Below are 12,745 nucleotides of genomic sequence, written 5' to 3'. Positions count from 1 at the left end.
AGCACCCTCGCGGCGGGGCGGCCCTGGCTCGGAGCCCCCGGCTTGGACTGCACCAGATGCAAGCCTCAGGAAATGGAATAGAAAGAGAGTTTCTATGAGCAACCAAACCCGCGTCCGCAAGGCCGTGTTTCCCGTCGCCGGCCTGGGCACCCGCTTTCTGCCCGCCACCAAGGCATCGCCCAAGGAAATGCTGCCCGTGGTGGACAAGCCGTTGATCCAGTATGCGGTCGAAGAAGCCTACGAAGCCGGCATCCGCGACATGGTCTTCGTCACCGGCCGCAGCAAGCGGGCCATCGAAGACCATTTCGATACCGCCTACGAGCTGGAAAACGAGCTGAAGCAGGCCGGCAAACAGGCCATGCTGGAGCTGGTGCGCAGCATCAGCCCCGCCGACATGAACTGCCTCTTCGTGCGCCAGCCACGCTCGCTGGGCCTGGGCCATGCGGTGCTCTGCGCCGAACCCCTGGTGGGCAACGAGCCTTTTGCCGTGATCCTGGCCGACGACCTGATGGTGGGCGAGAACGATGGCCCCGGCGTGATGGCACAGATGACGGCCGCCTTCCAGAAACAAGGCCGCTCCCTGCTGGCCGTACAGGAAGTGCCTCTGGAGCAGACCAGGCGCTATGGCATCGTCAAGGGCGAGCCTGCGGGAGGCGCGCTGATGCGCATCGACGAGATCGTGGAAAAGCCCGCCCCCGAGAAGGCGCCTTCGCGCATGGGCGTGGCCGGCCGCTATGTGCTCACGCCCGCGATCTTCGACGAAATCCGCAACCAGCCCAAGGGCGTGGGCGGCGAGATCCAGCTGACCGACGCCATCGAGCGCCTGATGACGCACGAGGCCGTCTATGCCTTCCAATACCAGGGCAAGCGCTACGACTGCGGCAGCAAGGAAGGCTTTCTGCAGGCCACGGTGGAACTGGCATTGCAGCACCCCGAGGTCGGCGGCAGTTTCCGCGATTACCTCAAAAATCTGAGCATCTGACGTGCACCCAGTGCAATTTTTCAATACAAAGGGCCTGCTGATGCAGGCCCTTTGTACGTCAACAGCTCATTGATCAATAGCAGGTCAGCGTCGGCGCAGGATATGAATGAACTCGGCGCCCACGGTCTGCTGCTCCACCAGCTCGTTGCCGGTCTGCTTGGCAAAGGCCTGAAAGTCCCGGATGGAGCCGGTATCGGTGGCCACCACCTTGAGCAGCTGGCCGCTTTGCATGGCGGCCAGCGCCTTCTTGGCCTTGAGAATGGGCAGCGGGCAATTCAGGCCGCGGGTATCGATTTCTTGGTCTATATGCATCTTGAAAACTCCTGTCTCGGCCGCGGTCCCTGGCCTGCCAGAGCGCCTTGCCGCATCGCACAGGATTTTAGGAAAGCCGCGCCCCGACGATGGCGATGCGGTCTTTGCCGCAACCGCACTCAGTCCAGCAGAGGCGCCACGGCAAAGCGGCCGTCATCGGCCCAGTATCTGACGGGCCAGCGCGCCGGATCGGGCTCGGGGCTTTGCCCGGGGCGAAAGGCCCCGAAACGCGGCTCGAAGCCTTTTTGCTTGATCCACTCGGCCAGCGCATAGCCGGTTCCCGCGGGCCAGCACAGCGACTCCGGCGCCGTCTGCCAGCGGTATTCCACCAACTCGGGCGAGAGCCGCACGTCCTCGGGCCGGCCTTCCACGCGCACATGGTAGGCAATCAGCACCTGATTCATGCGCAGGAACTCCGAGCAGGACAGCAGGCGCAGGGCCTTGACCCTGAGCCCGGTCTCCTCGAGCACCTCGCGGCAGATGCCGGACTCGGGCGACTCGCCGGCTTCCATAAAGCCGGTGATCAGGCCGAACACCCCCTCCTGCCACAGCGCATTGCGCGCCAGCAGCACGCGGCCGTCGTCGCCTTCGACCACGGCTGCCAGCACGGGCGTGGGATTGCCCCAGTGGGTCCAGCCGCAGGCCGGGCAGCGCAGCCGCGCCACCTCGCCGCTATCTTCGGTGACGGTGATCCACTGCAGCTCGGTTGAACAATTGGTGCAGTAGCGGATTTCGAAGGCCATTGCAGCTCTCCATGAAGCTCTTGGTCGAGACCGGCTTGCCCGTGGGGCACCGGCCTGCGGTCCTGTTTCAGGCGGGGAACACTCCCGTGGACAGATAGCGGTCGCCGCGATCGCAGACCACGAACACGATGGTCGCATTCCGCTCACGCTTGGCAATCTCTTGAGCCACCCACAGCGCGCCGGCCGCCGAAATCCCGGCAAAAATGCCTTCCTCGCGCGCCATGCGGCGGGCCATGTCCTCGGCATCATCCTGAGTCACCGAAACCTGCTCGTCGACCAGACTCGCGTCGTAGATCTTGGGCATGTATTCCTCGGGCCACTTGCGGATGCCGGGAATGCGCGAGCCTTCGGCGGGCTGGGCACCGATGATCTTGATGTTGGGATTTTTTTCCTTGAGGAACTTCGCCACGCCGGTGATCGTGCCCGTGGTGCCCATGGCACTCACAAAGTGCGTGATCTCGCCGCCGGTCTGCTCCCACAGCTCGGGGCCCGTGGTCTCGTAGTGGGCGCGCGGATTGTCGGGGTTGGCGAACTGGTCCAGCACCACGCCCTTGCCCTGGGCCACCATCTGGTCGGCCAGGTCGCGCGCATATTCCATGCCGCCGCTCTTGGGCGTGAGGATCAACTCGGCGCCATAGGCCTTCATGGTCTGGGCGCGCTCTATGGACAGGTCCTCGGGCATGATCAGAATCATGCGGTAGCCCTTGATGGCAGCAGCCATGGCCAAGGCAATGCCGGTATTGCCCGACGTGGCCTCGATCAGTGCGTCACCCGGTTTGATCTCGCCGCGCTCCTCGGCGCGCTGGATCATGGACAGCGCAGGCCGGTCCTTGACGGAGCCGGCCGGGTTGTTGCCCTCGAGCTTGCCCAGCACCACGTTGCCGCGCTCACGATTGGCATCCGCGCCAATGCGTTGCAATGCCACCAGCGGCGTGTGACCGATAGCATGTTCGATGGTCAGATAAGATTTCATGACCAATACTGTGCCATAATTCGCGTCTGCTCTAAGCCAGCCCGGGTGGTGAAATTGGTAGACGCAGGGGACTCAAAATCCCCCGCCGCAAGGCGTGCCGGTTCGATTCCGGCCCCGGGCACCACATGCCCAAGCCGAGAAGGTGTTTTTCACTTTCTCGGCTTTTCTATTTCCCTTCTACAGGGAAGCGCGGACCGGGTACACCGCCTCCATCGCACATATTTCCTGGCCGCCGCGCAGCGGCAGGATTCCGCGCGCCCGTTCATTTCCGAGAAACAGCACACAAACTGTGCATAACTCGGGGTGATTGCTTCAATCTGGCGCACAAAATCCATACTCATTGAATGAAGCTATTGAAAAAATAGTGTTCATCATTCCTGCATATGGACCGAAATCAGAGCCCGCCGCGCCAAAGAAATAGCGCTTCTCCCCTCTGAAAGCTACCGCTCCGGAGCGCTCCCTGCACGTGATTGGTCGCGACCGAAGCGAAGCATTTTTTTGTGCGGATGCACAAAAAAAAAGCGCTGAAGTCGACAGCGCTTTTTTCCACAGATCATGTGCTCAAGTCTGTGAATAACCGGTGATGTATTTGTGAATAAGGTTGCCAAGCCCTTGCACGGGCTGATGCAAAGGTAGGTTGCCTTCAATTCATGCAGATGACGATCAAGGGTTAACCCCGACTCATCAGTACGTGCGGCGAATCAGCTGCCGCCCGGATTCGGTGATGTGCCAATGCCTTTCCTCATCCTGCTGAACCAGGCCGCGCTCCACCAGGCGCTTGGACAGATATTCCTTGGCAGCGGACCACAAGGAAACGTCCTCCCCCATCTCCAGCTTCTTGAGCGTCTCCAATTCATCGACTGTAGGTTCATATACAGGTGCACGGTAGACTGTGGTTTGCATGGTGATTTCTCCTAAGCTCGTGCAATGACTGCGGCGGCCCCGGCCCCGGAGCGCCTGCAACCTAAGATAGACCTGTCATCTGCGCCGCGCAATAGCCGGCGACGGGATTTACTTAAATTCATCCGCCCCTCTCAAACCGAGCAGGCCAGGTGCACGCCATGGCCTGCCGCACTCTTTATTGGAGCTAACCGCCCTCATGCTGCATGCGCTTGCCACTCTTTTTGCCTTCCAGCTGCTGGGCGAGTTTCTGGTTCGCGCCACGGGCCTGCCCCTGCCCGGCGCACTGATCGGCACCCTGCTTCTGCTGCTGGGATTGCTGTTTTACCGGCGCCTGCCCCGGCAGCTGGAAGACACGGCCAGCGTGCTGCTGCAGAACATGATGCTGCTGTTCATCCCCATCATCGCGGGCGTGATGCTGGAGTTCGACCACCTGCGCCGCGAATGGCTGCCTTTTGTGCTGGCCTGCGTGGCCGGGGCCGTGATCACCTTTATCGCCACGGCCCTGACCTTCCGCTTCTTCTTGCAGCGTCAGCGCGCCAAGGAGAATGAGCACGCCTCCGAGACCGGACAGGAGGCCGCATGAGCACGCAGCTGACGGAACGCCTCTCCAGCGCCTGGATCAGCCTGTCTACGGCGTCGCCGCTGCCATGGCTGGTGCTGACCATGGCCGTCTATCTGGGCGCCATGGCGGTCTACAAGAAAAGCGGCAACCGGCCCATGCTGATTCCGGTGTTCACCGGTGTGGTGGTGATTGTCGGCCTGCTGCTGGTCACCGGCACACCCTATACAACCTATCGCAGCGGCGTCTCGCTGCTGGGCCTGATGATAGGCCCGGCCACGGTGGCGCTGGCCATACCGCTGTATGCGCAGCGCGAGCGCATCCGTCAGCTGTGGCTGCCCATCACCGCCGCCTTGCTGGTGGGCTGCCTGGTCGCCCTGTTTTCCGCCCTGGGCATTGCCTGGCTCTTCGGCGGCTCGGCGGCCACGCTGATCGCCGTCGCCCCAAAGTCCGCCACCATTCCCATCGCCCTGCCCATGGCCGAGCGCTTTGGCGGCCAACCCTCGCTGGCGGCCGTGGCCGTGGCCATCACCGGCATCAGCGGCACCATGCTGGCACCGCTGCTGATCCGGCTGCTGCGGCTCAGAGATCCGGCCGTCCAGGGTTTTGCCATAGGCCTGACCGCCCATGCCATCGGCACGGCGCGCGCTCTGCAGATCAACCCCACCATGGGCGCTTTCGCGGCTCTGGCCATGGGCCTGAACGGTGTGGCGACTGCCGTGCTGATGCCGCTGGTGCTGGCTATCGTGCCCTGGATCTAACGGCCGCGGCGCCTTGGCGCCTATAGGCCCAGACCGCTCCCAGGATCAGCACCATGCCCAGGGCCGACAGGGGCTGGGGCCGGCGCTCGAACCACAGCCAGTCCACCAGCAAAGCCACCACCGGGTAGATGAACGACAGGCCCGCCACGGCCTGGGCGCTGAGCCGCTGGAATGCCGAATACATCAGCGTGTACATCCAGGCCGTATGCACCAGTCCGAGCACGCCCACCGCCAGCCAGGCATGCGCAGAGAACTGCGCGGATGCCGCCAACGGCCAAGCGGGGACAGCCAGCGCCAGCACGCCGATCAGCATCTGCAGCATGGCAATCTGCGCGGGGGCCAGACGCTGCAGGCGCTGCGCCGCCAGCGTGGCCACGGCGTAGAGAGTGGCAGCGCCCAAGGCCAGCAAAATGCCCGTCCAGGACGAGGCCCCGCGCGCCTCGGTCAGTCCGCTGCTCAGAGCCACGCCCAGCAGGGCCAGCAGCAGCCAGGGCAGCTTGCGCAGGGGCAGGGCTTCTGCCTGCAGCACGGCCGCAAGCAGCAGCAGGATGAAAGGCTGAACGTGATAGACCACGGTGGCCACGGCAATCGAGCTGTAGCGGTAGGCCGAGAACAGGCAGAGCCAGTTGAGCACCAGCGCCAGCCCGCCCACGGCAAGCCATATGGTTTCGGATCGATCGGGCTTTTGCCACTGACGCGAATACATCACCCAGGCGGCCAGACCCAGACCGCCCAGCAGGCAGCGCAGCCAGACCACCAGCAGCACCGGCAGGCCGCTTTCCACCACCAGCAGGCCTATGGTTCCCGACAAGCCCATGGCCAGAACCATGCGCCAGCTGCCGCCCGCGTTGCGAAGCTGCATGGCCGGCGCCGGCGAACCGGCCCCGCTGTTCAGAGCGGCGCCGGAGCCCGCCTCGGCAGCGGCGTGAGCCGCTGGCATTGAAAGATTTTTTTGCATGCTGTCATGCTCCGCCAAGCCACTCCGCGCATCAATCCATCTTCAAGCCATTTACTATTGCACTACATTCAACAATCAAGACGACCTCATGAACACCGAATCTCTGCTGGTTGCCGAAATGCTGGTCTTCGCCAAGGTCGTGGAGCTGCACAGCTTTGCGGCGGCGGCGCGCCAACTGGATCTGACCACCTCGGCCATCAGCCGCAGCGTGGGCCGGCTGGAGGCCTATTGGGGCGTGCGGCTGCTGAACCGCACCACGCGCTCCCTGTCCCTGACCGAGCTCGGAGCCGAGGTCTATGCGGGCTGCGCCCAGCTCGCCCATACCGCGCGCGACGTCCACGCCGCAGCGGGCCACTATGCCGACACCCCGCGCGGCACGGTGCGCATCACGGCGCCCGCGGTGTTTGGCGACAGCTGGCTTGCGGCCCAGCTGCCGAGCTTTCGCCGGCGCTGGCCCGAGGTACAGCTGAGCATCAGCCTCAGCGACCACGCACAGGACCTGAGCGAGCAGGGTCTGGACCTGGCGATACGCATAGCCACGCCCGCGCAGCTGCCGCCGAATATGGTGGCCAGGGCACTGCGGCCCGTGGGCTATATCGCCGTGGCCACGCCTCAGTATCTGCACGATCTCGAAATGCATCTGGGCGCGCCGCTGCAACACCCAGCCCAGTTGCTGGCTCTGGCCCGCGCGGGCCAGGTGCAATGCGTGGCCCTGGGCTATGGCGGCTTTCAGAACCGCATGCTGTGGCAGAGTGCCGAAGCCTCCCCTGCCGACCGCGGGGCCGCAGCGACCGAGCCGATTGAGGTCGAGCTGCCGGCGCCGGTCACGCTGGACAGCAGCAATGGAATCCTGAGCCTGACCCTGCAGCACCAGGGCATAGGCCTGGTCGCGGATTTTGCGGCGGCAGCGGCGCTGGCCGGCGGCGCACTGGTGCAGCTCCTGCCGGACTGGCGTCTGACGGGCAGCTACGGCCAGCGCATAGCCTATGCGCTGCACATGCCTTCGCGCCATGTACCGCTCAAGGTCAGGACCTTGATCGACCATCTGGTGGCGGCCGGCAAGGCCCGATGATTTCCCCACAGAAGCTCTACAAGCTTGTGGACAAGGCCTAGCGGGCATCTGGATAAGCCAGTCAAGCCATTGTTTAAAAAGAAATTTTCAAATCAAGCCTAATTTTTAGGCAAATCATCCCAAATGCCGCCGCGGCCACCGAAACCTCACAATTCATAGCAACCGACGCAGGGCTGCTTGGGGCGGCAAGGCAGTTCTCCCCACAGAATCGCTACAAGCTTGTGGACAAGCACCACCCAGCCACTGGATAAGCCAGCTAAGTGGCTGTCGCACCAGGAAAAAGCAAGGTGCGATGAATTTTTAAGCACACCCGGCTTGATACGGCCCGGCGGCCGACGCAGAGCCAGTCCTCAGCGGAGCGGGCCCTGCCAATCCGCAAGGCGATAGGCGCTGTCCCAGAACATCCACTCCAGCCTTGCGGCATCGCGGTAGGCCGCATGCATGGCGGCGCGAGTGGACTCGGTGGCTTCGGCCGCCAAACGGTCCACGGTCGCACAGACGCCGCGCACCACCGCGTGGAATTCCTCGCTCGCATAGGTGTCCACCCAGGGCTGGTAAGGGTTGCCAGCGGCAGAGCGCGCGTGGATGGCGCGCCCCACCTCGGCATAAATCCAGAAGCAGGGCAGCAGCGCCGCAACGGCCACGGGATAGGCTGCACTCCAAGCCGTGGCCAGCAGATAGCTGCAGTAGTGGTGACAGGCCGGAGTCAGCGGCGTGGCGGCAAACCGGTCGGGCGTGATGCCATAGTCGCGCATAAAGCCATCGTGCAGGCTGCGCTCCACCACCACGGCCTCATTGGCCGCATTGGCGAACTGCACCACGCCCTCGGCGTTGTCGGACTTGGCGGCCGTCACCGCCAGCGCCCGGCCATAGGCAACCAGGTAATGCGCATCCTGGATCATGTAGTGGCAAAAGCGCTCCCGGTTCAGGCTGCCCGCGGCCAGCTCCTGATTGAAAGGCAGCTCCAGCGTGCTTTGAAACAGGGGCAGATTGGCCTGCCACAGGCTTTGACTGAACGACATAAACACCTCTTGCGGCTTTGGGCGACAACCGGGGCGGGAGCGCCAGCCGGCCTGCTGAATCGGGGCCGGCCCGCGGCCTGCATTCTTCACTCCGCCAGCTTGCTGTTCAGGCAGCCCGAGCTCTTGCACTCGCGAATGCGGCTTTGCAGAAAGTCCACACGGGCCACGGTCTTCTTCGTGGCGCAGTCCAGGTTGACCAGAAAGCCCGAGTCGTCGCGCCTGGAGCACTGGGAGTTGCGCTCCCGGATCCAGGCCAGCTGCCCCTGCTTGAGCGCGGCCTTGCCCTGAACGTCGAGCTTCGATGCCAGCTCACCGTATTTCTGGTTGAGCTCCTTGTCGGCCTCGGTATAGACCTTGTTCAGGCAGTACAGACCATCGAAATCGTTGACGGGCTTGTCGCAATTGGAATTGGCCAGGGCGGCCAGAGGCGCAAGCAAGGACAACAGCAGGCACAGTTTTTTCATCGGGGAATACTCCTTGGAAGTCGATGCCCCCAGTGTGCACGAGAGCCGGCGCCAAAGAATGGATGTCCACGATTTTGATAGCTGCCAGCGCAGACCGGATCGCCGCTCAAGCCGCAAAAGCCTGAATTTAGCCGGCCCGCTGATGCGCGGCCGAATCCCGGGCCTTGCCCTGCAGCCAGCTGCTGAACACCCGCAGCGCCGGCGACGGCTGGGCATCGGCCGCCAGCTCGGGCGTGACCAGATAGTAGGAGCGGTTGCCGCGCAGGGCCTCGGGGCAGGCGATGATGAGGTCGCCGCGCGCCAGCTCCTGCTCGATCAGCATGGGCGGCATCAGCGCCACGCCCAGGCCCTGGCTGGCCGCCACGGCCAGCATGGAAAACAGCTCCAGCCGCATGCCGTCGAGCGCGCGCGGCGCATCCACGGCCATGGCGTCGAACCACTGGCGCCAGCCCTGGGGCCGCGTGCTCTGCTGCAGCAGCGGCAGCTGGGCGATGATCTCGGGTCCCACGGGCAGCCAGGCGCGGCCCAGGTCGCGCTGCTGGGCCGTGGCCAGCAGCTGCGGGCTGCAGACCGGCACCACCTCCTCGTCCATCAGCCACAGGGCCCGGACGCCGGGCCAGCGCATGACCTGCTCGCGCGTGCCGGCCCAGAGCGCGGCGTCGAACACCGTGTCGGCAAACAGAAACGGGCGCGTCTGCACATCGATGTGCACGGTGATCTCGGGATGGGCCCTGGCCAGCTGCGGCAGGCGCGGCAGCAGCCAGCGCGTGGCAAAGGTGGGCACGGCCGCCAGATTGATGGGGCCACCCTCGCCCTGGTGGCTCATCAGATCCAGGGTGTCGCGCTCCAGGCCCTGCAGCCAGCGCCCCACCTGCTTGGCATAGTGATGGCCGGCATCGGTGAGCAGCACGCCGTGGCGCGTGCGCTTGAACAGGGCCACGCCCACGAATTCTTCGAGCGCAATGATCTGGCGCGACACCGCGCTCTGGGTCAGCGACAGCTCCTGGGCCGCCTTGGTATAGCTCACATGGCGGGCCGCCGATTCGAAACAGGCCAGGGCCTGGGTGGAGGGGAGGACTCTTCGCATATCTCCTGTGCCCGTAGCGCATTAATGAACGCAAAAACAAGGGATAACCCCTTGTTCATTGCTTTATACATGCAATTTTCTCATTCATGGATGATTAATCATCGTTTGCCCCGCCGGTCTGGCCTACCTAAGATTGCCCCAGCATTCAGGCAAGCGCCTGCAACCCAACACCTTGCATTCAGGAGACGAACATGGCACGTGGCTACCAATGGGACGATTGCTTCCAGCTCGACCAGCAACTGACCGAAGACGAACGCATGATCCGCGACGCGGCGCGTGACTATTGCCAGGACAAGCTCATGCCCCGCGTGCAGTCCATGTTCCGCAACGAATCCGTGGACACCAGCATCTTCCGCGAGATGGGCGAGCTGGGCCTGCTCGGCCCCACCATCCCCACGCAGTACGGCGGCGCGGGCCTCAACTATGTGAGCTACGGCCTGGTGGCGCGCGAGATCGAGCGCGTGGACTCGGGCTACCGCTCCATGGCCTCGGTGCAGTCGTCTCTGGTGATGGTGCCGATCAACGAATTCGGCACCGAAGCCCAGAAGCAGAAGTATCTGCCCAAGCTGGCCTCGGGCGAGTTCATCGGCTGCTTCGGCCTGACCGAGCCCGACCATGGCTCCGACCCCGGCTCCATGTCCAGCCGCGCCTACAAGGTCGATGGCGGCTACCGCCTCAAGGGCAACAAGATGTGGATCACCAACAGCCCCGTGGCCGACGTGTTCGTGGTCTGGGCCAAGGAAGTCACCGAAGACGGCAATGTGGGCGAGATCCGCGGCTTTATCCTGGACAAGGGCATGAAGGGCCTGAGCGCGCCCGCCATCCACGGCAAGGTGGGCCTGCGCGCCTCCGTCACCGGCGAGATCGTGATGGAAGACGTGTTCGTTCCCGAGGAAAACGCCTTCCCCGAGGTGCGCGGCCTCAAGGGCCCGTTCACCTGCCTGAACAGCGCGCGCTTCGGCATTGCCTGGGGCGCGCTGGGTGCCGCCGAGTTCTGCTGGCACATGGCCCGCCAGTACACGCTGGACCGCAAGCAGTTCGGCCGCCCCCTGGCCGCCAACCAGCTGATCCAGAAGAAGCTGGCCGATATGCAGACCGAGATCACCCTGGGCCTGCAGGCCGCGCTGCGCGTGGGCCGCATGAAGGACGAGCACCAGAACGTGATCGAGATCACCTCGCTGATCAAGCGCAACAACTGCGGCAAGTCCCTGGACATTGCCCGCATGGCGCGCGACATGCTGGGCGGCAACGGCATCAGCGACGAGTTCGGCGTGGCCCGCCATCTGGTGAACCTGGAGGTGGTGAACACCTATGAAGGCACGCACGATGTGCATGCGCTGATCCTGGGCCGCGCCCAGACCGGCATCGCGGCTTTTAACTGACACCCCCTGAGCCGCTTTGCGGCTTCCCCCTCTCTCGCTTCGCGGGAGGGGGACGGCAACCTTGCTGCGGGGCGGCCCTTGCTTGCTGTCCTCACCTCGGAGCGATGGCAAGGATTGCTGCCCACACTGCCTCGTCGCTCTTGCTATGCATTGATGAGCTGGCACCGTTTGATTTGCATTGATTTTGAATAGTTTCTGCTTCAGAACCCATACAAATACAGCGCCAGCAGCTTCCTTTTTCATAGTTCTTAGATTCCCCACATGAACGCATCCGCCTCCACTCCCACCGGCGCACTCGCAGGCATCAAGGTGCTGGACCTGTCGCGCGTGCTGGCCGGCCCCTGGGCCACGCAGATGCTGGCCGATCTGGGCGCCGATGTGATCAAGGTCGAACGCCCGGTCGCCGGCGACGACACGCGCCACTGGGGCCCTCCGTTCCTCCGGGACGAGGCCGGCAACGACACGCGCGAGGCCAGCTATTTCACGGCCTGCAACCGCAACAAGCGCAGCATCACCGTGGACATGGCCCTGCCCGAAGGCCAGGCCCTGCTGCGCCGCATGGCGCAAGAGGCCGATGTGGTGGTGGAGAACTTCAAGACCGGGGGCCTGGCGCAATACGGTCTGGACTATGAAAGCCTCAAGGCACTGAACCCGCGTCTGGTTTATTGCTCCATCACCGGCTTCGGCCAGGACGGGCCGTACGCCGAGCGCGCGGGCTACGACCTGATGGTCCAGGCCATGTGCGGGCTGATGAGCATCACCGGCCATGCCGATGGCGAGCCCGGCGGCGGGCCGCTCAAGGTCGGCGTGGCCGTGATCGATGTGTTCACCGGCCTCTACGCCAGCAATGCGATCCTCGCGGCGCTCAATGCCCGCGACAACACGCGCAATGGCACGGGACTGGGCCAGTACATAGACATGGCGCTGCTGGATGTGGGCATGGCCGTGCTGGCCAACCAGGCCGCGGGCTTTCTGGCCACCGACAAGGCTCCGGGCCGCGCCGGCAACATCCATCCCAGTCTTGCGCCCTACCAGGACTTTCCCACGGCCGACGGCAATGTGCTGCTGGCCATAGGCAATGACGGCCAGTTCGCGCGCTTTTGCGCGGCCGTCGACCGGGACGGCTGGGCCATGGATGCGCGCTTTGCCAGCAACACGGCCCGCGTGCGCAACCGCGCCGCGCTGCTCGATCTGCTGCGACCGCTGATGCGCACCCGCAGCACCGCGGACTGGATTGCACTGCTCGAGGACAAGGCCGTGCCCTGCGGCCCGATCAACACGATCGCCCAGGCTTTTGACGATCCGCAAGTCATGGCGCGCGGCATTCGCCGAACATTGCCGCGCAGCGCCGGTGACGGCATAGCCAGCGTGGCCACGGTGGCCAGCCCCATGCGGCTGTCGGCCACGCCCGTGAGCTACCGCCGCGCCCCGCCCGCGCTTGGCCAGCACACCGACGAGGTGCTGCGCGAATTCGGGCTCGATGAACACGCTATTGCCGCGTTGCACCAACAAGGGGTTGTCTGAGGC

General features: G+C 64.3%; 14 protein-coding genes and 1 tRNA gene. 7 read left to right on the top strand and 8 right to left on the bottom strand.

The genetic code is table 11. From position 1 onward, the window contains the following. Positions 1-94: 94 nt before the first annotated feature. Entirely contained in the window at positions 95-982 is an 888-nt protein-coding gene (gene galU / locus AB6724_RS02735; RefSeq protein WP_369336959.1) for a UTP--glucose-1-phosphate uridylyltransferase GalU, read from the top strand. 84 nt (positions 983-1,066) lie between these two features. On the opposite strand, the gene AB6724_RS02730 is transcribed toward galU, so the two are convergent. From AB6724_RS02730 to cysM, 3 genes are all read right to left on the bottom strand, one after another. Continuing rightward, positions 1,067-1,294 carry a sulfurtransferase TusA family protein gene (locus AB6724_RS02730; protein WP_369336958.1) on the bottom strand — a complete coding sequence of 76 codons (228 nt, stop codon included), beginning with the start codon at positions 1,292-1,294 and terminating at the stop codon, positions 1,067-1,069. A 119-nt stretch (positions 1,295-1,413) separates the two neighbouring features. Further along, positions 1,414-2,037 (bottom strand): NUDIX domain-containing protein, encoded by a 624-nt coding sequence (locus tag AB6724_RS02725; protein WP_369336957.1) that lies wholly within the window; start codon positions 2,035-2,037, stop codon positions 1,414-1,416. A 67-nt stretch (positions 2,038-2,104) separates the two neighbouring features. Further along, complete coding sequence (cysM, locus tag AB6724_RS02720; RefSeq protein ID WP_369336956.1) at positions 2,105-3,010, bottom strand: cysteine synthase CysM; 906 nt, start codon at positions 3,008-3,010, stop codon at positions 2,105-2,107. Between the two features lie 39 nt (positions 3,011-3,049). On the opposite strand from cysM, the gene AB6724_RS02715 reads away from it, so the two are divergent. Beyond that, positions 3,050-3,134, top strand: a tRNA-Leu gene (locus AB6724_RS02715). Positions 3,135-3,694: 560 nt separating this feature from the next. Here the strand turns inward: AB6724_RS02715 and AB6724_RS02710 are convergent. Continuing rightward, positions 3,695-3,913, bottom strand: a complete 219-nt coding sequence (locus AB6724_RS02710; RefSeq protein ID WP_369336955.1) for a helix-turn-helix domain-containing protein — start codon at positions 3,911-3,913, stop codon at positions 3,695-3,697. 196 nt (positions 3,914-4,109) lie between these two features. Here AB6724_RS02710 and AB6724_RS02705 point away from each other — a divergent pair, with 196 nt between their 5' ends. Next, on the top strand, positions 4,110-4,496 hold the full coding sequence (locus tag AB6724_RS02705; RefSeq protein ID WP_369336954.1) for a CidA/LrgA family protein: 387 nt from the start codon (positions 4,110-4,112) through the stop codon (positions 4,494-4,496). Continuing rightward, positions 4,493-5,233 (top strand): LrgB family protein, encoded by a 741-nt coding sequence (locus AB6724_RS02700; RefSeq protein ID WP_369336953.1) that lies wholly within the window; start codon positions 4,493-4,495, stop codon positions 5,231-5,233. The genes AB6724_RS02705 and AB6724_RS02700 overlap by 4 nt, the downstream gene beginning before the upstream one ends. Here the strand turns inward: AB6724_RS02700 and AB6724_RS02695 are convergent. Beyond that, entirely contained in the window at positions 5,214-6,095 is an 882-nt protein-coding gene (locus tag AB6724_RS02695; protein WP_369336952.1) for a DMT family transporter, read from the bottom strand. The two genes, AB6724_RS02700 and AB6724_RS02695, sit on opposite strands and share 20 nt — an antisense overlap. A 184-nt stretch (positions 6,096-6,279) precedes the next feature. Here AB6724_RS02695 and AB6724_RS02690 point away from each other — a divergent pair, with 184 nt between their 5' ends. Then, positions 6,280-7,263 (top strand): LysR family transcriptional regulator, encoded by a 984-nt coding sequence (locus AB6724_RS02690; RefSeq protein ID WP_369336951.1) that lies wholly within the window; start codon positions 6,280-6,282, stop codon positions 7,261-7,263. A 350-nt stretch (positions 7,264-7,613) separates the two neighbouring features. Here AB6724_RS02690 and tenA read toward each other — a convergent pair whose 3' ends face one another. From tenA to AB6724_RS02675, 3 genes are all read right to left on the bottom strand, one after another. Beyond that, positions 7,614-8,285 (bottom strand): thiaminase II, encoded by a 672-nt coding sequence (gene tenA / locus AB6724_RS02685; protein ID WP_369336950.1) that lies wholly within the window; start codon positions 8,283-8,285, stop codon positions 7,614-7,616. 86 nt (positions 8,286-8,371) lie between these two features. Continuing rightward, on the bottom strand, positions 8,372-8,749 hold the full coding sequence (locus AB6724_RS02680; protein ID WP_369336949.1) for a lysozyme inhibitor LprI family protein: 378 nt from the start codon (positions 8,747-8,749) through the stop codon (positions 8,372-8,374). Between the two features lie 127 nt (positions 8,750-8,876). After that, a complete protein-coding gene (locus AB6724_RS02675; RefSeq protein WP_369336948.1) occupies positions 8,877-9,836 on the bottom strand; it encodes a LysR family transcriptional regulator in 960 nt (319 codons plus the stop codon). A gap of 191 nt (positions 9,837-10,027) precedes the next feature. Here AB6724_RS02675 and AB6724_RS02670 point away from each other — a divergent pair, with 191 nt between their 5' ends. Both AB6724_RS02670 and AB6724_RS02665 read left to right on the top strand, forming a co-directional pair. Next, the gene (locus tag AB6724_RS02670; protein WP_369336947.1) at positions 10,028-11,218 is read left to right on the top strand and encodes an acyl-CoA dehydrogenase; all 1,191 of its coding nucleotides are present in this window, start codon (positions 10,028-10,030) and stop codon (positions 11,216-11,218) included. A gap of 261 nt (positions 11,219-11,479) precedes the next feature. After that, the gene (locus tag AB6724_RS02665; protein WP_369336946.1) at positions 11,480-12,742 is read left to right on the top strand and encodes a CaiB/BaiF CoA transferase family protein; all 1,263 of its coding nucleotides are present in this window, start codon (positions 11,480-11,482) and stop codon (positions 12,740-12,742) included. Positions 12,743-12,745: the final 3 nt, after the last annotated feature.

This window comes from Comamonas guangdongensis, from assembly GCF_041079535.1.
Taxonomy (GTDB): Bacteria; Pseudomonadota; Gammaproteobacteria; order Burkholderiales; family Burkholderiaceae_C; genus Comamonas; species Comamonas guangdongensis.
This window is presented reverse-complemented; position numbering and strand designations above follow the sequence as displayed.